The 25265-nt window shown below is 73.8% G+C and carries 18 protein-coding genes; 3 read left to right on the plus strand and 15 right to left on the minus strand.

Annotated elements, in window-relative coordinates; all coding sequences use genetic code 11:
- Nucleotides 1–167 precede the first annotated feature (167 nt).
- The 7 genes from MXD60_RS03465 to MXD60_RS03495 form a co-directional block, all read right to left on the minus strand.
- Nucleotides 168–1424 (minus strand): cytochrome P450, encoded by a 1257-nt coding sequence (locus MXD60_RS03465; RefSeq protein WP_248817470.1) that lies wholly within the window; start codon nucleotides 1422–1424, stop codon nucleotides 168–170.
- On the minus strand, nucleotides 1421–2335 hold the full coding sequence (locus MXD60_RS03470) for a class I SAM-dependent methyltransferase (RefSeq protein ID WP_248817471.1): 915 nt from the start codon (nucleotides 2333–2335) through the stop codon (nucleotides 1421–1423). The genes MXD60_RS03465 and MXD60_RS03470 overlap by 4 nt, the downstream gene beginning before the upstream one ends.
- The gene (locus MXD60_RS03475) at nucleotides 2332–2589 is read right to left on the minus strand and encodes an acyl carrier protein (RefSeq protein ID WP_248817472.1); all 258 of its coding nucleotides are present in this window, start codon (nucleotides 2587–2589) and stop codon (nucleotides 2332–2334) included. Before MXD60_RS03475 ends, MXD60_RS03470 begins: the two co-directional genes overlap by 4 nt.
- Complete coding sequence (locus MXD60_RS03480) at nucleotides 2586–3644, minus strand: acyl-CoA desaturase (protein ID WP_248817473.1); 1059 nt, start codon at nucleotides 3642–3644, stop codon at nucleotides 2586–2588. The genes MXD60_RS03475 and MXD60_RS03480 overlap by 4 nt, the downstream gene beginning before the upstream one ends.
- A gap of 483 nt (nucleotides 3645–4127) precedes the next feature.
- The gene (locus MXD60_RS03485) at nucleotides 4128–5312 is read right to left on the minus strand and encodes a cytochrome P450 (protein ID WP_248817474.1); all 1185 of its coding nucleotides are present in this window, start codon (nucleotides 5310–5312) and stop codon (nucleotides 4128–4130) included.
- A 74-nt stretch (nucleotides 5313–5386) separates the two neighbouring features.
- Entirely contained in the window at nucleotides 5387–6652 is a 1266-nt protein-coding gene (locus tag MXD60_RS03490) for an NAD(P)/FAD-dependent oxidoreductase (protein ID WP_248817475.1), read from the minus strand.
- Nucleotides 6653–6683: 31 nt separating this feature from the next.
- Nucleotides 6684–8351: a carotenoid oxygenase family protein gene (locus MXD60_RS03495; RefSeq protein WP_248817476.1), complete on the minus strand. Its 1668-nt coding sequence runs from the start codon at nucleotides 8349–8351 to the stop codon at nucleotides 6684–6686.
- A 305-nt stretch (nucleotides 8352–8656) separates the two neighbouring features.
- On the opposite strand from MXD60_RS03495, the gene MXD60_RS03500 reads away from it, so the two are divergent.
- Nucleotides 8657–9163 carry an SRPBCC family protein gene (locus MXD60_RS03500; RefSeq protein WP_248817477.1) on the plus strand — a complete coding sequence of 169 codons (507 nt, stop codon included), beginning with the start codon at nucleotides 8657–8659 and terminating at the stop codon, nucleotides 9161–9163.
- A gap of 24 nt (nucleotides 9164–9187) precedes the next feature.
- On the opposite strand, the gene MXD60_RS03505 is transcribed toward MXD60_RS03500, so the two are convergent.
- From MXD60_RS03505 to MXD60_RS03525, 5 genes are all read right to left on the minus strand, one after another.
- Entirely contained in the window at nucleotides 9188–10516 is a 1329-nt protein-coding gene (locus tag MXD60_RS03505) for a hypothetical protein (RefSeq protein ID WP_248817478.1), read from the minus strand.
- Nucleotides 10517–10542: 26 nt separating this feature from the next.
- Nucleotides 10543–14016 (minus strand): hypothetical protein, encoded by a 3474-nt coding sequence (locus tag MXD60_RS03510; protein WP_248817479.1) that lies wholly within the window; start codon nucleotides 14014–14016, stop codon nucleotides 10543–10545.
- A 61-nt stretch (nucleotides 14017–14077) separates the two neighbouring features.
- Nucleotides 14078–16630, minus strand: coding sequence for a dynamin family protein (locus MXD60_RS03515; RefSeq protein ID WP_248817480.1), 2553 nt, complete (start codon nucleotides 16628–16630; stop codon nucleotides 14078–14080).
- Nucleotides 16627–17934, minus strand: a complete 1308-nt coding sequence (locus tag MXD60_RS03520) for a DUF4407 domain-containing protein (protein WP_248817481.1) — start codon at nucleotides 17932–17934, stop codon at nucleotides 16627–16629. The genes MXD60_RS03515 and MXD60_RS03520 overlap by 4 nt, the downstream gene beginning before the upstream one ends.
- A 99-nt stretch (nucleotides 17935–18033) precedes the next feature.
- Nucleotides 18034–19002 (minus strand): DUF4407 domain-containing protein, encoded by a 969-nt coding sequence (locus tag MXD60_RS03525; RefSeq protein ID WP_248817482.1) that lies wholly within the window; start codon nucleotides 19000–19002, stop codon nucleotides 18034–18036.
- 118 nt (nucleotides 19003–19120) lie between these two features.
- Between MXD60_RS03525 and MXD60_RS03530 the strand changes: the two genes are divergently transcribed.
- Nucleotides 19121–19918 carry a hypothetical protein gene (locus tag MXD60_RS03530; RefSeq protein ID WP_248817483.1) on the plus strand — a complete coding sequence of 266 codons (798 nt, stop codon included), beginning with the start codon at nucleotides 19121–19123 and terminating at the stop codon, nucleotides 19916–19918.
- Nucleotides 19919–19946: 28 nt separating this feature from the next.
- Here the strand turns inward: MXD60_RS03530 and MXD60_RS03535 are convergent, their stop codons facing one another.
- Complete coding sequence (locus tag MXD60_RS03535; RefSeq protein WP_248817484.1) at nucleotides 19947–20708, minus strand: hypothetical protein; 762 nt, start codon at nucleotides 20706–20708, stop codon at nucleotides 19947–19949.
- A 78-nt stretch (nucleotides 20709–20786) separates the two neighbouring features.
- On the opposite strand from MXD60_RS03535, the gene MXD60_RS03540 reads away from it, so the two are divergent.
- Nucleotides 20787–23702, plus strand: a complete 2916-nt coding sequence (locus tag MXD60_RS03540; protein WP_248817485.1) for a CHAT domain-containing protein — start codon at nucleotides 20787–20789, stop codon at nucleotides 23700–23702.
- Here the strand turns inward: MXD60_RS03540 and MXD60_RS03545 are convergent.
- Together MXD60_RS03545 and MXD60_RS03550 are read right to left on the minus strand one after the other, a co-directional pair.
- A complete protein-coding gene (locus tag MXD60_RS03545) occupies nucleotides 23683–24306 on the minus strand; it encodes a hypothetical protein (protein ID WP_248817486.1) in 624 nt (207 codons plus the stop codon). The genes MXD60_RS03540 and MXD60_RS03545 overlap by 20 nt on opposite strands.
- Before the next feature lie 171 nt (nucleotides 24307–24477).
- A complete protein-coding gene (locus tag MXD60_RS03550; protein ID WP_248817487.1) occupies nucleotides 24478–25236 on the minus strand; it encodes a Crp/Fnr family transcriptional regulator in 759 nt (252 codons plus the stop codon).
- Nucleotides 25237–25265: the final 29 nt, after the last annotated feature.

The raw sequence follows: 25265 nt of genomic DNA on the forward strand, positions 1-25265 counted from the left end.
CGGAGATGTGTATCTGTGCCAGAGAGCCAGGCGCAGCCAGGACCGACCGGCGGCGATGCCAGCGGTGCCGGCGGCGGGGTCACGGCCAGCGCTGGCGTCGGCACCCGTGGCGTCGGCGCAGGTGGCGCCGGCGCGGGTGGCGGCATCGTTCGGCGCGGGCAGCGTCGTCACCGCGGGCCCCGGACCGTCAGTGGGAGCCTGGTGAGACCGCGGATGATGAAGCTGTGGTCCTGCCACGTGGGTTCGCCTTCCGGCCCGGGAAGCGGGGCGAGGTCGCCGAGGTGGTGGTGCAGCCGGCCGAGAGCGATCTCCGCCTGGGCCCGGGCGAGCACGCCGCCCAGGCAGCCGTGCATGCCGTGGCCGAAGGCGAGATGGTCGCGGGTGTCGCGGGTGAGGTCGAACTCGTCCGGCCGGTCGAACACGGCCGGGTCGCGGCCGGTCGCGCCGAGGCAGAGCAGCACCTCGTCGCCGGCGCGGATCCACTCGCCGCCGATTTCGACGTCGCGGGTGGCGAGCCGCTTGGTGAGCTGCAACGGCGGGTCGTGGCGCAGGGTCTCGCCGACCGCGGCGGCGGTCAGCTCCGGGCGCCGGCGCAGCAGCGCGCCCTGGTCGGGATGGGTCACCAGCCCGAGCACGGCGTTGCCGAGCAGCGACGCGGTCGTCTCGACCCCGGCGACGAAGCACATCACGCAGACGAAGGCGATCTCCTCGTCGTCCAGCCGGTCGCCAGCGCCGGTGCGGGCGGCGAGCAGCCGGCTGAGGAGGTCCTCGCCGGGCCGGGCGCGGCGCTGCGCGATCACGTCGGCGAGCGCGGCGACGAAGCCGTCGAGCACCTCGCGTACCCGGGTGAGGTCGTCGGCGCGCATCAGCCCCGGTTCGAGGATGAACCGGATGTCATGCGTCCACCCGCCGACGAGGGGCCGCACGTCCGCGGGCAGGCCCAGCCAGTCACCCATCACCGCGAGCGGCAGCGGGGCGGCGAGGTCGGTGACGGCGTCGAAGCCGCCGTCGGCGTGGGCGCGGGCGAGCAGCCGGTCGGCCGCGGCGGTGATCCGCGGCCGCAGCGCGTCGAGGGCCTTCGCGGTGAACACCGGGTTGACCAGCGCGCGCAACCGCCCGTGGTCCGGCTCGTCGGTGAACACCAGCGAGGACACGCTGAGCCGGTGGAGCCGGCGGGTGTCCGGCACGCCGAGCCGGTCGGCCTGCCGGCGGATCTGGCGCGGGATGAGGCCGGCGCTGAACGTCCGGTCCCGCAGCACCGCCCGCACGTCGGCGTGCCGGGTGAGCACCCACATGCCGAGGGTGCGGTGGACGGGCCGGTGTTCGCGCAGGCGACGGTACATCGGGTACGGATCGCGGCGGAACTCGGCGCTGAACGGGTTGAACCGTACCGGCGCCGCCGCCGTGGACGCGCCGGTCGTCATGTCCCTGACCCGAAGTACGTCCGCGGGTACGGGCGAAACACCAGCCGGTACAGGCAGATCTTGCCCATCCGGAAGCCGAGGGCGCTCTGCCGCAGGTAGCGCTCGTAGCGGGCGACGACGTCGGGCCCGACGAGCTCGGTCGCCTCGGCGCGGTGTTCCCGCAGGCGGCGGGCCCACTGCTCGCAGGTCCACGCGTAGTCGAGCCGGTCGTTGCGGACGAGGCGGGTCTCCAGGACGCCCTCGGCGGCGGCGGCGATCTCGGCGAGGGTCGGCAGGTCGGCGGCGGGAAAGATCTCCTGCTGGATGAACGCGCTGGCCTGTTCCCGGGACATGTTCGCGTAGGCGATGGTCTGCAGCGACAGCGCGCCGTCGGGCCGCAGCCAGTCGCGCGCCCGGGCGAAGAACTCCCGGTAGCGGTCGATCTTCTCGGCCGGGGTGTCCTCGGGCCGGGCGAAGTGCTCGAACGCGCCGATCGAGATGATCCCGTCGAACGGTTCCGCGGGGGTGTAGTCCCGCCAGTCGAGTGTGTGGACCTCGACGCCGGGGGGACGCTCGGCGTCGAGGTGGGCCGCCTGCGCGTCGCTGAGGGTGAGCCCGACGATCCGTGACACGCCATGGCCGTGCGCGAGGCGGCGCAGGACCGCGCCCCAGCCGCAGCCGACGTCGAGCACCGACCGCACCCGCGCCCCGCCGACGGCGTCGACGTGGTAGTCGATCTTGCGTTCCTGGGCGGCTTCCAGGGTGTCGTCCGGGCCCGCGGGCAGCGCGCAGGAATACGTCAGCGACGGGTCGAGCCAGAGCCGGTAGAACGCGTTGCCGACGTCGTAGTGATGGCGGATGGCCGCAGCCGCCGTCGAGGCCGACACCGCCGTCGAGGCCGACACGGTCGTCGAGGCCGACACGGTCGTCACGCCGCGTCGGCCTCGACGCGCGGGAACAGGTAGGCGGCGACCGCGTTGATCGTCGGGTTCTCGAACAGCTCCTCCGGCGGCAGATCGACGCCGTAACGGTCCTCCACCTCGATCAACAGGGCGACGGCGACGGCGGAATCGACACCAAGCCGGTCGAAGGAGGCGTCCGGGGAGATCTTCTCCGCCGTGGTTCCCAGCAGCGTCGCGACATACGACCGGCACCACTCGGCGATGGATTCCTGGGTGTGCTTCACGATGCCCCTTTCCCGGTGGAGACGGCAGTGTTCCCGGTGGAGACGGCGGAGGCCGGCGACGCCGGGGAGAACTTCGCCGACTTCGCCTCGATGCGGCGCGGCGACGGCGTCTTCAGCTCGGCGGCGAGGCCGAGCGCCGAGAACAGCCGGATGCACCAGATTCCCGGATCGAGCCGATACCAGCGCAACCCGAAGGACGGCGACTCGGGAAACGCATGGTGATTGTTGTGCCAGGATTCACCGAACGTCACCAGCGCGAAGACGCCACCGTTACGGCTGTTCTCCCGGGAGTTGAACGGCCGGGTACCGAACGAGTGCAGGAACGAGTTGATGGACCAGATGATGTGTTCCAGCACGAACATCCGCACCAGTCCGCCCCAGAGCAGGCCGGTCAGCGCGCCGTACCAGCTCAGGCCGACCAGCCCGCCGACCAGCGTCGGCAGCGCCAGCCCCAGCAGCACCCAGGTGTGGTAGCGCCGGGCGACGGCGACCAGGCCCCGGTCGGCGATGAGGTCGGGGGCGTAGTGCACGACGTTCGGGTACTCGTGGCGGCGCATCCACAGCAGGTGCGAGTGCGCCAGCCCGCGCAGCCGACCGGACAGCCCGCCGCCGGCGAGGTTCGGCGAGTGCGGATCGCCATCCCGGTCGCTGCACTCGTGGTGCCGGCGGTGCAGCGCGACCCAGGACACCAGGCCGCCCTGCCCGGCCATCGATCCGCACACGGTGAGGAACTTCCCCAGCGCCGGCGTCGCGGTGAACGAGCGGTGCGTGAACAGCCGGTGGTAGCCGACGCTGATCCCCATGATGGTGATCAGCCACATCGCCACCAGCAGCACGATCTCGGTGACGCCGATCGGCCGCACCACGAGCAGCGCGAGCGCGGCGACGGTGCCGAGGAACGGCAGGATGTCGAAAAGCAGAAAGTGCCGGCGCTGCAACCGATGCACGTAGGGATTACTGATCGTCCTGCGACGCGGGGCACCGGCCGTGGCAGCGTATTCCGGGTCAATGCCCTCGACCACCACCCCGACGAGACCAACGGACTCGTCGTCCATCTCTCACCACCCTTTGCCATGCGAGCGGAAGCACTTTCAGCATGACAAGGCGGAGCATAACAGCGGCACCCACCTTTCCGACAACCCCGGAATCACCCCGGTCTTTGGAAAAGCCTATCGCCAGTACGTTTTCGACAATCATCCGCAGCAGGCGGTGGACGATCCCCTGATCCTGTGGTGCGCCACGCCGTACCCCAGGTCAGGCTTGCCCTGGTTCGGTGGTTTCGGTATTTCCGCCGGGCGGCCGGAACAGCCGTGCGTGGCCGGCACCGGCTCGGACGAGCAGGCGCTGCCGGCCCTCATGGTCGTTCAGTATGGATAAACCAGACACGACACCGTGCAGAGGGACCACCGTGGCCCCCCTGCACCGACACAAATCGGATGACACGCGCAGATCGCGCCGTCACGATTGGTGACCGCGCGACCCGGAAACCATCCTGGACAACGCGCCAGCCGCCGCTGGGCCCGCGCCGGGTGTAGGGGTCAGGCCGGTGCGAGCACGAGCGGCAGGCGCTTCAGCCCGGGCTGGTTGGACGAGTAGGTGCGGACCACGCCCGCGTGGTCGATCTGGTAGTCCGGGAAGCGGGCGAGCAGCTCCGCGAAGGCGATCCGCGCCTCCAGGCGGGCGAACGCGGCGCCGACGCACAGGTGGATGCCGTAGCCGAAGCCCAGCTGGCGGCCGATCTGGCGGCGGATGTCGAACGCCTCGGGGTCGGGATGGACCCGCTCGTCGTGGCAGGCGGAGCCGAGCAGCAGCACGACCCGGCTGTCCGCCGGGATCACCGTGCCGTGCATCTCGACGGCGCGGCTGGTCCACCGGCCGGTGTACTGGGCGGGCGGGTCGATCCGCAGCATCTCCTCGACCGCGCCCGGGATCAGCCCCGGGTCGGCGACGAGCTCCCGGCGCGCGTCCGGGTTCGCGGCGAGACGCACGGCACCGGTCGAGACGAGTTTCTTGACCGTCTCGTGGCCGGCGAAGGTCAGCTCGATCAGCCGGCCGAGGAGCTGGCGGTCGTCGAGGAAGCGCTCGCCGCCGGTGTCGTCGACGATCGGTGCGTGCACGAGCAGGCTGATCAGGTCGTCGCCAGGTTCGGCGCGCCGCTGCGCGACGAGGGTGAGGAACAGCGTCGCCAGTTCCTCCCCGGCCGCCACCGACGCCGCCGGGCGCACCCCCGGCGTGTCGTCCGGCCCCCGGTCGAGCAGCAGGAAACACAGCTCGTGTACGCGTTCACGCTGGTCGGCGGGCAGCGCGAGCAGGTCGGCGATGATGGTCAGCGGCAGCTGGGCGGAGAAGTCCTGGACGAGGTCGATGCGGCCGCCGGCGCGCGCCGCGTCGAGCAGATCGGCGGCGACGGCGCGGATGCGGGACTCGAGTTCCTGCACCCGGGCCACGCTGAACCGCCGGGCGAGGATCCGGCGGTTCCACTCGTGCTCGGGCGGATCCGTCGTGAGCAGCGTGTCGAAGCCCTGCTCGATCCCCTCCAGGGTGGTGCCATGGGAGGTCAGGAACGTGTCGTGGTCGAGCAGGGCGGCCACCACGTCGTCGTGCCGGGACAGGGCGTAGAAGCCGTGGACGGGGCTGCGGTAGACGGGCGCGTTGTCCCGCAGCCAGCGGTAGGTGGGGTACGGGTTCTCCGCGATGGCCGGCGAGAAGGGGTCGTAGTCCACGGTCGCTCCGAAGGTGAACGGTCAGTGGGCTGTGAAGGGCGAGAGGCGGTGACGATGCAGACGCTGTGGAGAGTTCAGGGGGCGCCGGCGCCGGCCGGCAGGATCCGGCCGGCGGCCGGGGTGCCGACCTCGTCGTAGAGCGCGGCCAGGTTGTGCGGGGCGAAGAACTCCTCGCTGGGATAGCCACCGCCGACCATCGTGAAGAACTTCTGCCGGTAGCCGGGGCTCTGGCTGACGGCCGTGAGGACGGCGCCGAGGAACGGCGAGAGGGTCAGCTCGGACATCGCGACGGTCAGGTTGAACACCCCGGCGCTGTCCCGGTCGCGGCGCCGCGCGTACCCGGCGACGGCCTCGTCGATCGGCTCCGCGCCGGACAGGCCGAGGTGCAGCGCGTCGGCCAGCAGTTCGGCGTGGACGAAGGCGTCGGTGATGCCGTAGCCGGTCAGCGGATCCTTGTGGTAGCCGGCGTCACCGACGAGCGCCCAGCCGGGCCCGTGCGAGCGGCGGTAGTAGTTGTCGGCGTAGTGGATCGCGCGGAACGGCTCCTCCCTGCGGCCACGGGCCCGCAGGTCCGCGCCGAGGTCGGGCGCGACGTGGTCGATGACGCCCTGGAAGCCGGCGTCGACGTCGGCCCGGAACTCGCGGTAGGCGTCCCGTTTGCGCATGACGACGACCATCATCAGATCGTCGTGCGTCCAGCAGCTGGCGAACTGCCGCTCGTCGCGGGTGCGGTTCTGGTAATCCCAGTCGAGTCCGGAAAAGTAGGAGTAGTAGACGAAGCCGGTCGCGGGAACCGTCCGGTAGGCCTCGGCGCCGACCCGGGCGGCGACGACGGAGTTCACGCCGTCGGCACCGACGACGAAACGCCCGCGGAACTCGCGTTCGACACCGTCGGAGGTGGTTCCGCGGATTCCGACGGCACGGCCGTCGTCGTCGAACAGCACGTCGTCGACACCGAACCGCTCGATGACCTCGGCGCCGGCCTCCCGGGCGGCGTCGACGAGCAGGCTGTCGAGAACGGTCCGCCGCGGGCAGTACACCTCGGTGATTCCGTCGATCGGGTCGGCGAATCCGGACACACTGAGATCGCCGTTGACGAAAAGCATCTGTCGCAGCGGCGGAACGCCGGTTTTCCGCAACCGGTCGAGCAGCCCCCACGCGTTCAGCCGGGCCAGCCCCGACTGGTGAAGGAAATGCGTCGACACGGTGTCGCTGGGGAACGACGCCCGGTCGACGACCAGGACCCGGTGGCCGCGGCGGGCGAGCAGCATCGCCAGCGGCGACCCGGCGCAGCGCGCCCCGACGACGATGACGTCGAACGACGGTGGGACGTCGGTCATGCGGTGGCCTCCCAGAAGTCCGGCCGGTGCGTCACGAGTACCGCTCGAGCACGTCGCCGACCACGGCGCGCGCCGGCTGCGGCAGCTCCCACCAGGCCGTTCCGAGGTCGTCGGCGTAGGGGCGCCGGTAGCGCGCCGCACCGGTGGCGCGCCCGGTCGAGGCCGGCAGGTAGGCGGAGTGGAACTGGACGGCCAGCTTCAGCCCCGGCGCTGAGGCGACGGCGACCGGGCCGGCGCCGACCGAGAGCGCGTCGAAGAGCTGCAGCTCGGTGCGGTCGGTGTGGTGCACGACGAGCGCGACCCAGCCGGGTCCGTCGGCGGAGTCCGGGACGTACACCGGCGACTCCCCGGCGGTGCCGCTGGGGAAGGACCAGGCGGCCTGTTCCGTCATCGTCTCCAGGTCCAGGCAGACCAGCGACGACGGGATCTCCGCGGTGGGCAGCCGCTCGACCGGCACGGCCCGGTAGGGATGGTCCCGGTAGAGCTCGACGACCCGGGTGGCCAGCATCCCGGGGTCGCAGCCCCAGTAGGCCTGCCACAGGTGCCGGCCGTGTTCCAGCGCGGGGGCGCGCAGGTCGCGGCCGTAGAGCAGGGTCGCCCAGTGCCGGTCGGGGTCGAGGAACGTCCGGCTGTCGCGGACCTCGCCGGTGCGGCCGTCGATGACGTACCGGCCGACCGGGGAGGCGTCGACGGGCGCGGAGACGAAGCCGCGCAGCCCCTTGGCCACCGGCTCGCCGCTGCCCCAGACCTGGTCGGTGTCGCGCAGCGAGTAGTTCAGGTCCCAGCCGTTGGAGTGGGCGATGTAGATCGTGACGTCGTCGCCGTCCTGGCGGTAGTCGGCGAAGTGGTGGAACGACTCGCGCGGCACCCGGGCGTGGGTGACGCCGACGGCGCCGCCACGCCGTTCCCGGGTGAGGTCACGCTTCGCGACGAGGTAGATGTCGGTGAACGGCTGGTGCGGCCGGGTGCGGTCGCGCCCGGCGACGCTGCCCGGTTCCGGCTGGAAGCCGATCTCGGTGAGGATGACGTAGTCCTCGGTGACCGTCACCTCGTGCACGCCCTGGACGAGGTGCGCGCCGGGCACGTACCAGGTGTCGATCTCACCCTCGCCGTCCCAGCGCACGATCCACAGCGGGCCCTCGACGTCGGTGCGCGACGTGCCGCGGGGGCGCAGGGTCGTGTTGCACCACCACAGGCAACCCTCGTCGAGGTCCTCGACGGGATGGGCGGCGGTGCGCACGCCCGGCCACAGCGGATGGTCGACGACCTGCGGATACTCGCTGACGCCACCGAGGAACGAGGTGAACTCCAGGGTCACCGGGTCGACCTCGACAGGCCGCTGGGTCAGGCCGGTCAGCATCAGCCGGTCACCGAAGGGCTGCGGCGCCACGTTCGTCAGCGCCGGCCGGGACGTGGCCATCAGCGCGGCCAGGTCCGCGGGCGGCAGCGCCTGGCGCAGCCCGGCGAGGATGGCCAGATCGGGGGTGACGACCCGGGTCGTGCGCCAGTGCCGGGTGGCCAGGTCGATGTCGGTGATCATGCCGGGTCCGGCGAACATGAAATCGATGGCGTTCGGCTGGGCCGGCCCGATGAGCAGCGCCCGCCCGGAAATACCGTCCGGCCAGCGTCCGGCTGTCACCGTCAGGTCAACGTCGTATTCCGCGCTCGGTTCAAGAAGGTGATGCAGCGCGTGGTCCATGTGGCCTTCTTCGTCGAGGGAGACCCACTGATTTCCGCGGCCGCGGTGCGGTGATCCGGCCGGACATGGGGGGCATGTCCGGCCGGATCACAGGTCATCAAGATAGCGGCGGCGCCGACCCGGTGTAATGTCATCACGAAGCGGCATCGGTCCATAGGACGAGCCCGGAACGGCGGACCCCGCGGTGACATCTCCGGTAGGACAGGTATTCGGCAGGACCAGGGCCGTCATCGGCGCGCGTCGTTCGCCGTCTTTCGTGGTGAGCGACCCATTCCGGCCGCCCGGCCGGGGAAGCGAGGAATTCGGTGCTTGACACGACCCTCGAGACCAGCGTGACCATTGCGCTCCCGGTGGCGGAGGTGCACAGGTTCATGACCACGCCGGACCACTGGGCGCCCGCCTCCACGGTGACCGAACAGATTCGTGGTGAGCACACCGACCGTCCAGCCACCCTGGGCGACCGGTTCGTCGACGTCCTGCGCCTCGCCCCGGACGCGACGGTCGAGGTGGAGTGGACCGTGACCCGCGACGAGCCCGACGTCGCCTGGCAGATCTCCACCGACCCGCCCGCCACCGCCGACCCGGCGGACGGCCGCGTGCACGTCACCTTGACGTACACCTACGCGGAGGGCCCGCTCGACGCCGACACCACCCTGCTGACCCGCACCGTCCGCGCCGTCTACCCGGGCACCGCCCCGCTCCCCCTGCCCTACCGCGACACGTTCACCAACCAGGCCGCCGCCACCAGCTTCCTCACCGCGATGCGCGCCGCGATGCTGCCCAGCCGCGTTTCCCCGCCGGTCACGGCGTGAGGATCACCGTCTGAGGTTCGACGGTCAGACGCAGTACAGCGCCCGGCCCCGGTTCGCCTGGCCGTCGACCGTGTAGTGCGGCCGCAGTTCGCGTACCACCTGGCCGGCCTGCGGTTCGCACTCGAGGCGCACGTCCTGGGTGTCCTGGGTCCACTCGCGGGCCTTCTCGTAGAGCCCGACGATCGGGTGCAGCACCGCGGTCGCGTCGCCGGCGGCGGCCAGGGCGGACACCGCGTCGGCGAGCTCGGCGCGGGTGGTGGCCAGCGCCCGCGCCCACCAGCTTTCCGGCGCTGCCAGCGGCCAGTGGAACACCGAGGCGACCATCTCGGTGATCTCGTAGAGCTGCCAGGCGGCCTCGGTGCTGGTCGGTTCCGTCCGCGCGAGCCAGCCGAGCAGCCGCACCAGGTGCGTGCGGTAGCCGGCGCGCAGGTCACTGTCGCCCTGCATCGGCAGGTGTCCGACCTGGTTGGGCACCAGTGCGGGAACGGCGCAGCGCAGCGTGACATCGCGGTCGACCAGCCGCAGCAGGACGCTGGCCCGCTGGGCGACCTCGGGGAAGCGCTCGATGCCATGAGTGCCCATCGCGGCGACCACCTCGTCCGTCAGCCCGTCGAGCCAGCTCCACGTGACGGTCGTCCCGTCGAGGCGCACGATGCCGGCCAGGGCGTGCGGATGCGCGTCCGCGAGGTCGGCGGCCACCCGGTCGCGGTCGCCGGCCGGCAGCCGCAGCAGGGCACAGGCAAACCAGGTGGACAGCGCGTCGTCGACTCCGCCGGGTGGTCCCAGCTCCAGCGGCGCGATGTCCGGCCAGTGCACGAACTGCGTCCCGAGCAGCGAGAGGTCCGACCTGGCGGGGGCGACGGCCCCGGCCGCGACTGTCACCGTCGGCCGGTCCGGCCCGAGCCCGTCAGGCGCAACCGCTGACGTCGGCGCCTCGATCGGGTCGGTCTCGCCGGCTCGATCAGGACGGGTACGCAGGTCAGGACAGGTAGGCAGGTCAGGACGGGTGGGTCGGGTCGGCAGCGGAGCGGCGTCGACAGCTGCTCCCCGCAGCTTCCAGCCGGCGTCCAGCAGCTCCCGCAGTTCCTCGTACGCCTCCTCGTAGAGGGGTCGGTCCGTCGGCCCGGGATTCTGGTAGAGGAAGTGGTAAAGGCTGTCCCGCGCCGCGCGTAGCTGGGACTCGACCTCCCGCGCGGCCGCATCGTCCTGCCGGCGGGCGAGTACCGCCGGCAGGGCACGCAGGACGATCCCGGCGGCCCCGCGACCGTCGTCGTCGCCGCCCGGCCCGCCAGCACCACCGCGGGTCGGGCCGGTCCGACCCGGGTCATCGCCGCGAGACACCTCGCTGGTCATCGTGGTCCCCTCTGCGCCGTGGCCGCTCAGTGCAGGCCGTTGAACGGGTACTTGGCCGGATCGAAGTTCTGCAGGGTGGCGGCCATCGGCGTGGTCAGCACCGAGCCGGGATGGCGCTCCAGGTCGGCGAGACCGCGCGCCGCGAGAAAGTCCGGCCAGCCGAGATGCACCCGGGCGCGACCCGTCTCGTCGAGGGAGAGCAGGTAGGTGGCGCCGGGCGCGGCCTCACCCGGTGGGACGGCGAGCTCGCCGAGCTGCACCGGCGCGCCCTCGGGCGGGCAGGCGTACAGGTCCCAGCCGGCCGCGCCGTCCAACGGCGGCAGCGGGACGCGGGAGAGCACCCCGGCCAGCTCGTGACCGGGCAGCTCCGCCGGCTCGCGGGGGGCGGTCCGCACGAACGTCTCCGGGTAGGCCCGGGCAGCGTCGGCGGGCACCGGCAGCACCACCCGGCCGGTGCGCGGGTCCCGGCTGCCGGCGGCGACGGCGACGAGCGGCCACGACCAGGCGACCGGCGTCGGTGCGTCGTCGCCGCCCGCGCGCCCGCGCCCGGCCGGTCCGCGCCCGCCGGGTCCACCGGGTCCACCGGGTCCACCGGGTCCACCGGGCAGTGCCGCGGAGACGTCGTGGCCGACGCCGTCGACGAGCAGGTGCCCGCGGCCCACACTCAGCGAGACGGAGGCGGTCATCCCGTCGTCGAGCCCGACCTGCATCAGCACCCGCGGGCCGCGGTGGGCCCGCCCGCCGGTGTACAGGGGAACGGACACGTCGTGGCCCCGCGCGTAGTCACGGACGCGGAACCGGGCCCAGTTGATCGCCCGGCCGGAGTCGATCAGGCGGCCCAGCTCGAAGTCGTTGCGAAGCAGGTCCCACTGTGAGCGCGCGGTGGGCCGTACGCCGCGGCGCCCACCGATCAGCGGGTCGCCGGTGCGCAGCAGGATGTCCTTGACCCCACCGGCCTCAAGCGGCCCGAAGGACGCCGGCAGGCGGGTGAACAGCGCGTCGGTCTCGATCTGCAGCCCGCCGTGCGACCCGATGACGTCGATGTCCGGGTTGCGGCCGGCCGAGTACCGCTTGTTGTGCTGGTAACCCACCGCCCACGCCACGCCCATCGACACGGCCTCCTTGGCGGCCTTGCGTTCGACCACGACCGCGTCGTCGTTCCAGACCAGCGGCACCCGGGCGCGCAGATCGGTCCGGGCGAGGCGGTCGACGACGGCGTCGCGCACCATCGGCATCGCGCTGGTGCGCCCGCACAGGGCCACCTGGTCCAGGCGCGGGGGGTCGGCTCCGTCGTCGGCGTTGAAGACACCGACGACGAGGTCGGCCGCGATGCTGGCAGCCCGCCGCACCACGGGACCGGCCACCTTCGCGAAGTCCTCGACGCGCAGCGACAGGTCGATGGGCGGCGCCGTGGCGAACCGTGGGGGCAGCGCGACGAGGGTCTGCGCGTTGCGGATCGTGAAGGGTCGCTCCTGGTCGGGCTGGCCGAGCATGGTCTTGGCCTCCTCGGACTTCTCCCAGAGGGTGTCGAACAGGGCCGCGTTCTGCTCACCGCGGGTGGGCACAAGCTCGTGGAGCAGGCGGGCGACCTCCGGCGGCACCGGCTTGTCCACACCCTGGTCGAGGACGCGCGCGGTCAGTGAGCGGGTGGCCTGGCCGGCGACGTCGTCCGGCGCGTCCGGCGCGTCGGGGGTGACCGCCGACGGCGCCGTCGCGGCCGCCTGCCCGGCCTCCCAGGCGAGCAGCCGGTCGGCCAGCATCGCCTTGATCCAGTACAGCACCCGCAGGGTGATGTAGTTGCCGCCGAGCTGGGGATCGCCGGTGGCGCCGAGCACCTCGGGGCGCAGTTCCAGGCGGCGGCCGCGGCCGCCGGTGGGGATCTCGGTGAGGTTGAGGGCCACCAGGGCGATGTCCGTGGTGCCGCCGCCGATGTCGATGACCAGGATCGTCCGCCGCCAGCGGGCCGGCCCGTCGCTGCTGCCGACCGGGTGCGCGCCCGCCCGCAGGACCTCGACACCCAGCTCCTCGGAGGCACCGACGGCCAGCATGGTGAAGTAGAACGCCGCGCCCACGGCCTCGTCGAACTCGCTCTCACTGGTGTCGGCCGGGTCGCCGGTGTCCGGGTCGCGCAGGGCCCGCCCGACGACCTCGGTGAGATGGTCGCGGATGTCCGGCGGGGTCAGGGTCGGGTAGGTGACGACGACCCGCCTCTGCAGCAGGCGCCGGGTCCGGTCGTCGGTGATCGTCCTCTTGATCCGGTCATCGGTTCTGGCGAAGGTGGACAGGTGCTCGCGCAGCGCGCCGTAGGAGCGCTCGACGAGGTCCGCGGTGGTGTGGCCGACAGCGGCCCGGGCGGCCTCGTCGCCGAGCTCGGCGATCTCCTCGATGGTCTCCAGCGGCAGCGGGGCGCCGAGCGTGCGGAAATGCGACTTGAGCCCGCGGACCGTGGCCACCACCTTCGGCGGCGGTACCTGCCGATGCCACAGCCGTACCCGCAGGTCGGCGAGGTCGGTGATGTGCACCGCGCTGGACAGGGTGCTGAACCGCACGCCGTCGCCGTCGAAGGTCACCGGAAACATGCCGACCCGGTCGTTGGGCGGGGTCGCGAACGCCGCCCGGTAGCAGTCGTCGCGCAGCCGGGCCAGCACCCGCAGCGCCGGCGTCGCGGGCTGGGCGACCACGTCAACGGCGGCGGCGAGGGCGCCCAGCAGTTCGTGGCGCTCGTCCTTGCCCTCCCCGAGTCGGTCGAGCACCCTGGGCAGGCCGTCGTGCGGGCGGCGCGCGGCCAGCTCGGCGGACACCCGGGTCAGGATCCGGGCCCATTCGTCCTCGCCGACCTCGGCCGGTGGTTCACCGCCGAGGACGGCGGCGAACCGCCTGGCCATCACGTCGGCCTGGTAGGTGTCCAGCGGCGTGCTGATGTCCACTTCGTCGTGGTAGCTCATGGTGGCGGTGATCGCCGTCGTGCCGAAGTCGATCACAACGAAGCCGAGGGCCTGCTCCCGCTCGTCATCCCGCGCACCGCTGCCGGCGGCGGCCGATCCGGCCGCGTCGGCCGACGTGGTGCCCGTGTGGCCGCCCATCGTCGTACCCGCGCCGTCCCCGGGGCCGGCGGCGGGCATCACCAGCCGGGCGGTCGCCTGGGTGACACCGCCGCCCCAGGTGACCGTCCAGGTGACCGGGACCTCCCGCCCCGCGGCGCGGGCCGAGAGGGCCGCGGGCAGCCGGACCGCCTGGGTCAACGGGGTCGCCACGAACGCCCGCTGGCCCGCCTGTACCGGCCGGCACCACTCGGCCAGCAGCCAGCGGCGCAGCGCGTCGTCCACCTCGGCGGAGATGTCGACCTCGACGGTGGGCAGCCGCAGGCCGTCGACCTCGGCCAGCAGCCGCACGCGCGGGAGGTCGTAGCCACCGTGGGTGGCGCCGTGGCCCGTCGGATCCAGCGGGAACGGCTCGCGCAGCGCGGCGCCGGGGGTGGACCGGAGGTCGAACCTGCTCATCGGATGTCCTTCCGTTGCACGGTGCGCGACGGCCGCCGGGCCGCGCGGACGTCGGCGGTCGTCACAGCCCGCCGTCTTCGACGTGCAGCAGCTCGGCGAGCTGCCGCGGGGTGGGCACGCCTTCGGCCAGCCGGCCGATCCACTGGTCGAGCGTGCGGGCCACCTGCGCGAGCGTCGTGACGACGTCGTTCTGCACGTACTCGGTCAGGCTGGTCTGGGCCGCGATGCGGATCAGGTTGATCGCGAAGACGTGCCGTTCGCGTTGGGAGCGGCCCGCGTCGATCCGCTCGTCGATCCGCACGACGTCCGGGTGCCAGGGCAGCGGTTGCGCGCCGTCGAACGGTGCGGCGCTCGCCGCGTCCGCCGCCATCGCGACCAGGGCGCCGTCCCCGTCGGCGCGGGCGACGCTGGCGAGCAGGTTCTTCGCCACCACCCGCATCTGCAGGTCACCGGTCAGCGCCCCGAGCAGCCGCATACGGCGGGGGCCGAGGACCCTGCCCGCCAGCGGGCGCAGCCGGTCGTCGGCCAGTCGCGCGCCCGGCACCACGAAGAGCTCGCGCTGGTCGTCCTCCCAGTCGCCGACGACGTCGAGCAGGTAGCCCCGGCTGCGCTCGACCAGCTCACCGGCGGTCCGCTCGAACTGGGCGACAAGGACGCTGCCGTGGTTCGGGGCCGCTTCCGGCGCACCCGGGACGTCGTCCGGGTCGTCGTCGGGCCCGTCGATCGGGAACAGCGGGAAGATTCCCTCCGGATCCTCCTGCCGGTCCTCGCCGACCGGGTGCACCCACGGCTGCTGGTCGTCCAGTGCGTCGGTGAGGGTCGCCCACACCGGCCAGGCGTCGACGGCTCGGCGGGCGTCGGCCTCGATCGCCCGCAGCAACGCGACCGGCCCTTCCGCGCGCTCGACGACCAGCCGATGCGGCGAGCGGAACCCGGCGAGGCCCCGGCGCAGTCCGGACACACCGGTGCGCAGCTCGTCGAGCACCTCCGCGAGGTCGCGTGCGTCGCGCGCCGGGGTCGGCTCCTGGCGTTCCCGGTGCCAGGCGAGGAGTTCGGCGTGGCGGCGCGCCGCCAGGTCGAGCGCGGCGGCGGCCTGACGCAACCGCGCGACCTTGTTCGCCACGCCGTGCACGCGGGCGTGCTCGTTGACGACTCTGCGCAGCTCCCCGAGCCCGCGGTCGTAGCCGTACTCGCTGAGCAGGTCGGCGACCCGGGCCGGGCCGGGCCGCTCATCACCGTCGGCGAGCGCCGTGCCCGCCTGGCCCCACCGCTCGGCCTCGGCGGCGGCGGAGCGCGGGTCGGTGCCTGCCGGCGCGCGCCCGACGGCGGCCAGCGCCGACAGCGCCGACACCAGCACCAGCCGGTCGGGCGCCTGCCCGTCGGCGAGTCGGCGGGCGGTGAGGTGCTCGGCGGCAACGAGGACCTCGTTGAGCAGCGGCGCCTGCTCGCGCAGCTCGTCCAGGGTGTCGGCCGGCGGGTCCGCCGGGGCGCCGACCCGGTCGAAGCGGTTCGCGGCGACGACGGTGGCCCGTTCCAGCATGTCGTCGGTGTAGCCGAGGCGGCGGAGCTGGGCGTAGTAGACGGCCAGCGGGCGGGTGACGGGTTTCGAGGCGCTCAACGTCGCCAGGATCGCGTCCGCGCCCTCCAGCTCACGCCGGCTGATGTGCAGGTCGCGGTTCCCCGAGCCGTCGGCGCCCAGGCCGGGGAAGTCGCGGATCTCCATCGGCAGTCCACCCAGCGCGTTCAACGGCCAGGCGTCCGGGTTCACCTCGACGGTGCAGACGATGCGGCGGATCAGCGGAAAGGCCGCGCGCAGCTGCGGGGAACCGAGTTGCGCGGGCCAGCTTTGCGGGCGGGGACGGCGGCGGCGCTCGGGATAGCTCACCGGCACCGCCGTGGTCGGCGGCAGGGTCAGGCCATCCGTGATCACGTCCGGCGCCGTGGGCCAGGGCGTGATGTGCGAACCCACGACCTGCGCCGGTACCTCGGCGAGCGCGTCCCGCAGCTGGGTCAGTTCCACGGCCATCTGCCGGGCGGTCGTGTCGGGCCCGCCGCGCGGCCACAGCCGGGTGCGGGCCCAGTCGTCGAAGCGCTCCCAGCCGTCCGTCCGCGGCCGGTAGTCGCGCAGCCGGCCGGGGGCCAGCGGCGAATCCGTTCCCTCGGTCCGCTCGATGAGGTCGATCAGCTCGCCGAGCATGAACGCGAGGCACTCGTCGACGTCGTCGACGGTCATGAACTCGACCACCGCAGTGGTGATCCTGGTCCGCCCGTCGGCGCCGGCCGGCACCAGCCTGAGCACGGTGACGTTGCCCGTTGTGGGATTCTCACTCGTCGGGAGCAGGTCGGCGGCGCCCAGCAGGCAGCCGACCAGCGCGGACTTCCCGTTGGAGAAGCCGCCGATGGTGGCGATGGCCACCGGGCGCCCCGCCGCCTCGATGAGGTCCGCCGCCCTGGTCCTGATCTCCTCGCGCAGGGTCTCGAGCTGGCGGTGGGCCGCCGGCGACTGCTCGGGCGACTGCCCCGACTGCTCGGTCGGGGGTGGCGTGTCGTCCAGCTCGGTCAGCCGGGCCCGCGCCGCCTCCCTGAGCCGCGCGATCTGTTCGTACTCGGTCATCCGTGCCGTCCTCCTGGTCCCGGCCACGGCGGGCGCGGCCCGGTGGGTCGCACGCCGTTGCGTTCGGTGAAGTCGATGTAGTCGAGTTCGGTGGTGTGCCACGCCCGCATCGCCGCCCGCCAGACGTCCGCCTCTAGTTCGCCCGCGTAGTTCCGCGTCCGGAACAGCCGCCGGTACCAGCTACCGAGAGCGGCGTCCTGCAGGGCGACGGCCTGGTCGTAGGGGGTTGGCCAGGCCAGGATTTTGATCATCAGGGGCAGCAGGTCGAAGATGAGCAGCGTCGCCCGGATCACCCACAGCCACACCCGGCCGGTCGGTTCGTTGTGGATCACGTCGTCGAGGGCGTGCACCCGGGCGAGGAATCCGCCGCTGCGCTTCTCGTTGGCCAGGAACTTCTCGGACGGTTGTGGCAGCGGCTGCCCGCTGGTCTCGGCGATCGTCCGGTCCGTCTCGTCCCGCAGGCGGATATCCCCCTGCAGCTCCGCGTTCTTCGTGTTGAACTCGGTGACGAGCTCGTGGTACGCCTTGCCCTGCGGCAGGAACTGCAGCTCCGGGGTGATGGTGGGCGCCTTGGCCTCGACCTCGTGCCGTAGCCCGTCCACCACCGGCTGCTCGCTTTTGATCTTTTTCTCCAGCCCGTCCCGCTTGCTCTGGTCTGGGAGCAGCTCGGCGGCGCGCAGGCGTCGCTGCTCGGCGAGGATCCGGTTGTCGTGCGTGGTGACGAGCTTCTGGTTGATCTCGGGTGAGAAGGCGACCATCAGCAGCGCCTCGCTGACCAGGATCGCGGCGAGGATCGCCAGGGCGAACCGCAGCAGGTACTTCAGCGACGTCCCCAGCCGGGACGGCGGACGGCCCGACGGGTCCGCGACCGGGTCCGGGTCCGGGTCCGGGGTGGGGGTGGGGCCCGGGTCCGTGGCGGTGTCGGGCGCGGGCATCGCGGCGGCGAGCGGCATGCCGCGGGACCGCCGCGCTCGCCAGAAGCGCCGGGTCCCCGCGGCCCGCACGTGCTTGGGTTCCATCACGATGACCCGGTCGGCGGCGAAGACGAACAACGCCCACAGCAACGCGAACGGGATCACCCACGGTTCGAACCGGTCGAGGACCACCGAGGCGAGAATCGTGAACGACGTCGCCGCCAATGTGGCGACCAGCAGCAGGAACAGCCCGTACGCGGCGTAGAGCAGCCGCAGCCGGCGGCTGCCCAGCAGTGCCCGGTCCACCCCGGCGCACCACAGCAACAGCGCCGACGGCGACAGCGACGGCCCGGGGGGCGTCGCCGACTCCCCCGGCTGCGGAACGGACAACGCCGGCATACTCTCCCCTCTCCCGTACGCGACGCACCGTAGGAAGATCTGGGCCGACCGGGCGACCTCACCTGACGTTGACGAAGTCGGATTCGTCGGCTAGTCGTTTGACTCCTCGACCTGTTCGACCTGTTCGACCTGTTCGACCTGTTCGACCGCCGGCACGTCCACCGCCGGGTCCGCTGCCGCGCTGGCTGGCCGTGGCCTGGTCACGGCCAGTACCGGCAGCACGTCGGCGACGAGGACGACGACCACGAGCAGCCAGCTCCAGACCTCGACCGACGGGTGCCGGTCGATCACCCGCCGCAGCGCCTCCTGTCTGGCCAGGAGGTCGTCGTCGCGGGCCTGTGTGTCGACGAACGCCGGCGACGGTGCCGGCAGCGGCAGCGCCGCGACCCGGGCGATCTCGTGATCGGTCGCGCGGCGCGCGGCGACCTCGCCCTGCAGCGCGGTGTTCCTGGTGGTGTAGTCGGTGACGAGCTGGTGGTAGGCCACACCGGTCGGCAGGGACTGATCGGCCGGGGTGATGGTCGGCGCCTCGGCGCTCACCTGACGCCGCAGTTCGTCCACCGCCGGCCGATCGACCTCGATCCGGCGCTCGATCTGATCCCGCTGGCTGCGCAAGGGAGCGAGCTGGTCGGCACGCAGCCGCTGCCGCTCGGCATGGATCCGTACCTGGTGCACGCCAGCCAGCTCCCGGTCGACCCGCGCGGAGCAGGCCGCGAGCAGCAGCGCCTCGCCGACGAGCAGGGCGACCAGTCCGGCCAGGCCGAGGCGCAGCACGAGCACCAGCGCGGCCCTGGGTCGCGACCGCGTGCCTGCGCCGGCACCGATCGCGTGGTCGACGCCGACCCGCAGCGTCGCCCACGCCAGCGCCATCGGCACCAGCCACCACGCGAACCCGCCCGCCACCATCCAGCCGAACGCCAGGTACGACGACGCGGCAACCACGCCGACAGCCGCCAGCGCGACCGTGCCCGGACTACCCGGCCACCAGCGCGGACCGGCTCGCGGCGGCACGGCGGGCGGCCGGTCCGCACCGACGGACGGAACGGAAACAGCGGACATGTCGGTCTCCCCAGGCGGCGCGGACGTCCGATGGCGCCCCGCACCGTAGGAAGCCGCCGGGGATCCGTCGTCCTCAGGTGAGGTTGACGGATACGACCCGGTCAGTTACCTCTGTCGCATGAGCGTGGATCGGGGGGCGCTGCTGCGGCAGCGACGCGTGCTGTTCGCCGTCGACCTGGCCGGGTTCGGCACGCTGCCGGGCCATCGGCATGACGAGGCCCAGGCGGCTTTCGAACGGGTGGTGCGCGGCGCCCTCGACGAGGCCCTGCGCGATCCCGGCGACGCCCACGTCGAGGGCAACAAGGGCGACTCGTTCCTGGTCGTGCTGCCCGCCGCGATCCCCGAGGCCCGCACCGTCGCCGGGCTGGTCCGGGCGATGCGCAACGCGGTCGCGACGCACAACCGCCGGGGCGGGTTCCCGGCGCCGATGCGGGTGCGGCTGGCGTTCGGCCAGGGCACCATCGAGAGCGTCTCCGAAAGCGGCGGGCTCGCCGGGGACGCGGTGATCGCGGTGATGCGGCTGCTCAACTCCGCCGCGGTCAAGAAGGCGTTGGCGGCGGCGCCCGCGCGCGGCATCGTCCTCGCGCTCACCACGGATCTGTATCGCAGCGTCGTGGTGCCGGCGGACAGCGAGTTGCTGCCGGCGGACTTCACGGCGGTGTCCGTGCACGAGCGCGCGGCGGAGGAGCCCTTCCCCGCCTATCTCTGGACCGACGGCGCCGCCGACGACACCCGCGACGACGACCAGCCCGAGGGCGATCCGCCTGGCGGCGGCAGTGGCGACGGCCCTGCCCCGGCGGCGGCGCCCGGTGGTCTCGCCGGTGATCCGCCGGGCGCGGGCCGGGTTCGCGCGGGCGGCCTGGTCCCCGATGACGACATCGGCCGCTGGTTCGACAATCCCGAGCTCGACCCGTGACAGCCGCCCTCGCCCGGCGGGTACCGGCTCAGGTGCCCGTCGGGCGGTGCGGGGGCAGCGCGACGTGGAACCGGACCGCGTCGCGCACCGGCGCCGGCGTGTCCTCGAACTCGCCGAGCCGCTTACGGCGGACGGCGGCCGTCGCGGTGAGGGCGCCGGCGAGCTCGGTGGTGTCCGCCGGCAGTTCGAGCAGCACGAGGCCGACGACGCTGCGATGCCACAGCGGCCGGCCTTCCTGGCCCTGCAGGGTCCAGCCGAACACGTGGCTGCCCGGGCCGAACACCGTCACGACCGGACGTGGCTCGGACGGCGGGCCACGCCGGGCGCCGCGGGCGGTCACGTACTCGCCGAACTGGGAGGCGAGCCCGCTGAACTCCCGCCGCCACGGCGCCTCGGCCTCGTCGCCGTCCGTCGGCACCTCGACCGTCGCGCGGTCCGGGACGAACTGCAGCGCCTGCGCGTCGACCGCGTCGAGGGTGACCCGCACGCTCACCCGGCCGTAGCTCAGCCGGCCCGGCAGCTCGTCGAGGTCGAACGGGATCGGCACCGCGAGGTGGCGGGCGCCCTCGAAGCCGACCCGCAGTCGCAGCGACGCCGGCAGCTTCTCCACCGGCATGATCGACGGCGTGATCCGGCCGAAGGTGACCCCGCCCACGGCCCGCTCGTGGAACTCCTCCTCGTCTCCCAGCGTGCGCTCCGAGACGAGGAACGGACGGTGCGCGAGCACCTCGTCGACCGGCAGCGGTGTCAGCGCCGGAAGGCCACCGAACAGATCGGCCCAGTCGTCCATGTTCGCCATTTCCCCCCATTGGCTACCAGACGTGTTGAGAATACGGACGGCACGCATCAACGGCGACGGGGGATGCCGATGGGGGCGTTGGAGGTTCGGGCGGGCTTCGCCGCCTACCGGACCGAGCGGGAGTACCGGCGCCTACGCGCCGAGGTGAGCCGAGCGGACCCGGACCGGGCCGACCAGCCGCGGCCCGCCGCGCCGTCCGCGGGGCCGGCCTCGGCGGACAGGCCGCGGCCACCGATCCGCTACCTGGTCTGCACCGGCGTCGCCGAGGCCGGTGGCGTCCGCGCGCCCGCCACCCTGGCGCCGGCGCCGGCTGGCCTGCCCCCGCCGCCGGCCGCCCGGCACGCGCCGTCGGTGGCCCGGCGGTTCGGCCCCGCCTGGTGGGCCCTGCACCCGGACGGACGGCTGCTGTTCACGCCGGCGCGCGGTCATGGTCGCGGCGACGTCTTCCCGCTGGCCGGCTGGCATGAGCCGGACGCCGGTGGCTGGCAGGTGCGGGCCGCGCGGGCCGCCAGCCCGGGAGTTGGCGCCGAGCTGCGCGGCTCGATCGGGCCCGCCTCCGGGGGCTGGCGCTTCGACGGCCACTACGCTGGCCGGGGCGCCGGGCGGCCCGTGTCGATGCCGGTCGCGGCCGATCTCGTGGAGGCGTCGTCGCGGCCCGACCGGATCGGCGTGAGCCTGCTCGACGGTGTTCCGGTGCCGCTGGTGTTCCAGGTGGAGCTGGCCGGCCTGGTCGGCGGGTCCCCGTTCGGCCCGTTGCCGGCGGAGCTGACGGTGGTCGACCCGGTGCCGGGCGGCCGCGACCCGGTCGAGATCATGCTCGCGCCACCCGCCGCCGACGACGGGCCGGTCCCGGTGGACCTCGGCGCCCTGCCCGGCCTGGGCGAGATCGGCGAGGTGCTCTGGCTGACGAGCGCCCCGGGCCTGATCGCCGCGGACACCGGCGCCTGTCGGATCACCGTGCGCGCGGGGACGCTCGACTGCGAGGTGCGTGGCGGCGACGAGGCGAGCCTGGGGGTGACCGTGAACGTCCCCGCGCCGTACATCGGAGCGATGCCGGCGCCGGTGACCGACGCCCGCCTGGTGCTGCGCTTCACGCCGCTCGACGCCGGGACACCGACGGCGGCGTGGCGGGTCGACGGCCGGCTCACCGCGCGGGCCACCGCCATGGCCGGCACGCCCGCCGGGTACGACGCGACGCTGACCGGCACCGCCCGGGCCGCGACGCTCGACGACCTCGGACCGAGCGCCTTCGAGCGCGCCTGGGCCCGCGCCGGCGCGGGCGGCGGCCTCGGCGAGTTCGGCGAGTTCGGCGGCGGTTTGCCGGCCGCCGGCGGCCCGGATCCGCCCGGCGGCGCCACGGTGCCGCCCGACTGGCGCCGCGACCGCGACACCGCCTACGACCTCGTCCTCGCGCACGACCACGCGGCCGCCGTGCCGCTGCTGCACCGGGCACTGGCCGGCTGCCGCGCCGAGCAGGACCACACGACGCACGACCCGCTGCGCCACCACGCCGTGCTGATCGACGAGACGAACATCCTGACCCGCCTCGTCGCCTGCCACCGCCACGGCGACGACTGGGCGGCCCTGATCCGGCCGCTGCGGGAAAGCCTGGCCACGTATCGCCGCCTCGCCGCCGTGCCGTACCTCACCGAGGTCGAACGGGCGCAGGCGGCGCTCGTGGTCGCGAACCACACCGACGCCATCGAGGGCTGGCGCCGCCAGCTCGCCGACGAGCTCGACCGCATCGAGCTGCTCGACGTGTCCGCGGACGTCTTCGAGGAACTGGCCGACCTGTTCGCCGACCTCGACCGGCCGGACGCCGCGCTGGTCGCGGCCGAGCGCGGCCGCGCCCGCACCCTCGCCGACCTGCTCGCCGGCGGACCGGTCGAGGCACTGACCGCCGCGGAGCTGCGGGCAACCGTCGGCGGCTACGGCGCCACCGTCGTCGAGTACCTGCTCGGCGAGCGGCGCAGCTGGGCCTGGGTGGTGGCCCCGGCGGGCACCGTCGCCCTGGTCCCGCTCACCATCACCCGCGGGCGGGCCGAGGCCCTGGCCGGCGAGCTGCTGGCAGCGCTCGATCCGAACGGCGATCCGGCGGCCGCCGGCCCACGCCCGCCGCGACCCGCCCGTGACCTGCTCGCCGCGCTGCACGACGAGCTCGTCGCGCCGCTCGCGCCCGACACGCTGCCGGCGGACGGCGCGGCGCTCGCGATCGTGCCGCACGGCGCGCTGTGGACCGTCCCCTGGGCGGCACTGCGGTCCGCCGCCGATGCCGGCGGCGACCGGGGCCGGTACCTGCACGAACGGTTCGCCGTGTGCGTGCTGCCGTCGATCGGGACCCTGCGCGCCGCCGGGCTGAGCCCCGCCCCGCCGGTGTCCGCGCGCGGTCTGCTGGCACTGCTCAACCCGATCCCGATGCCGCCGACGTTGCCGGCCCTGCCCACGGTGGAGGCCGCGGGGCCGGCGCTGGCGGGCCTGTTCACCCCCGGCACCGCCCGCACGTTCGCCGGCCGGGACGCGACCCTGGCGCGGTTGCGCACCGCGCTGCCCGCCGAGGTCGTCGTGCTCGGCACCCACGGCGTCGTCGACTGGGCGAACGGCGCGGCGGGTTCGCTCGTTCTCGCCGCGCCGGCAGGGACGGACGACGGTCGGGCGGACCTCGCGGACCTGCGCACGCTGTCGTTGGACAGCCCGCTGGTGATCCTGCTCGCCTGCCGCACCGGCGTCGGCCGGATCACCGGCGACGGCGTCCTCGCGATCAGTCGCGCCTTCCTGCTCGCCGGCGCCCGGTGCCTGGCGTCGAGCCTGTGGTGGGTCGGCGAGGACGTCGGCACCGAGATCGTCTATCGGATGCTGGCGATCTGGCGGGGCGGCGGCACCACCCGGGCGCAGGCGCTGCGCCTGGCAGTCGCCGAACTCGCGGCCGAAGAGCCGGACAATCCGCAGATGTGGGGCGCCTTCCAGCTCACCGGGGCCTGGTCCTGACCGCCCGCCAGGACCAGGCGTCAACGATCCGCCCGTCGGCCAGGCGCACGCGGACCGGGGCGAAGCTGTCCTCGCCGTACTGACCGTGCTCCCCGCCGGCCCGGGCCCGCCACCGGTCGTGGTCACCCAGGTCACGACGTACCCGTGGGGTCAGGAGCACCTCGACGTCCGGCGCCGCCGCCCGCTCGCCCGTGGCCGGGCGGTCCAGGGTTCCCGCGCACAGCAGCCTGGCCGTCTCGACGACCTCGCCGACGAAGCGGCCGGCGACGAGCATCGCGAGCCCCTCGTCGCCGGCGACGCGGATCCTGACGGCCCGGTCGGCCGGCCGGCGGGCGTTGAGCCGCCTGGTAGCGGTCCGCAGGAAGCCCACCAGGCGGCCGATCAGCCCGGGTTCGTCGACGCCGACGGCGAACAGCAGGACGGTCCCGTCCACCTCGACCTGCCGGGTGAGGTGCAGCGAGGTCAGCTCACCGGCGCGCAGCGCCGCCTCGACGAGGGCCAGGGCGAGGCCGGTCGACTCGCCCGCCGGTTCGGGCCGCCCCCCGCAGGCCCGCACCGCCACCGCGAGCCGGCGGATCGCCGGCCCCACGCGCAACCCCGTCAACCCCGTCAACCCCGTCACCGCGAGCCCGTCACCGCCGCCACCTCCGCACCGCGCCCGGCCACCCGCCGAGGCGAGGCCACCTTCTCCCGGCCCGGTCCGCGCCGACCCATCATTCGATGGCCGCCGTGACGCCGACCTGTGCCGCGGCGCGGACGGGCCGGTGGGCGACGGTCAGTCGGCCATGGTGACGGCGCGGCGCAGACCGGCCGCATCGACGATCACCAGGCCGCCCGTCGAGGACTCGGCGAGGATGCCCGCGGCGCGCAGCCGGCTGATCCCCCGCTGCACCGAGACCTCCGCCGCGGCGATCAGTGCGGCGAGATCCCGCTGGCTGAGCGGGACACCGATCACGACCCCGCGGGGATGCGGCCGTCCGTGCGCCGCCGCGAGGCGGACGAGCAGCCGGCACAGCCGCGCGTAGGTACTGCCGGTCAGCGCGACGCGATCGTCGATCATCCCCTGCAGCCGGCCCGCCAGCATGGACTGCAGGGCGTGGTTGGCCGCCGGGTGCCGCACGAGGAACCGGCGGAAGTCGCCGGCGTCGACGATCTGGGTGAGCACCGGCGAGACGGTGCTGACCGTGGCCGAGCGCGCCCGCCCGCCCAGCACCGCCATCTCCCCGACGAGGTCGCCACCCACCCGCAGGGCCAGCAGCGCCACCTCGCCGTCCGCGCCGACGGCCGTCACCTTCGCCGTCCCGGACAGCAGCACGTAGACCCGGTCGCCCCGCTCACCCTGGCGCACCAGGTCCCGACCGGTCTCGAACTCCTCGGCCCGGCCGAGCGTCAGCATCGCGGCCCGGGTGGGCGCGTCCAACAGCGCGAACAGCGTGCCAGGTGGCCAGCGGCCCGCGCCGCGCGCGCCGCCCCGGCCCGACCCGGCGGCTCGGTGTGGCACCTGCGCGGGCCGCGCGGACCTCCGCTCGTCCATGACTTCCCCCGTTCGCCACCGACGGCGCG

It is taken from the genome of Frankia sp. AgB32 (assembly GCF_023243045.1).
GTDB lineage: Bacteria > Actinomycetota > Actinomycetes > Frankiales > Frankiaceae > Frankia.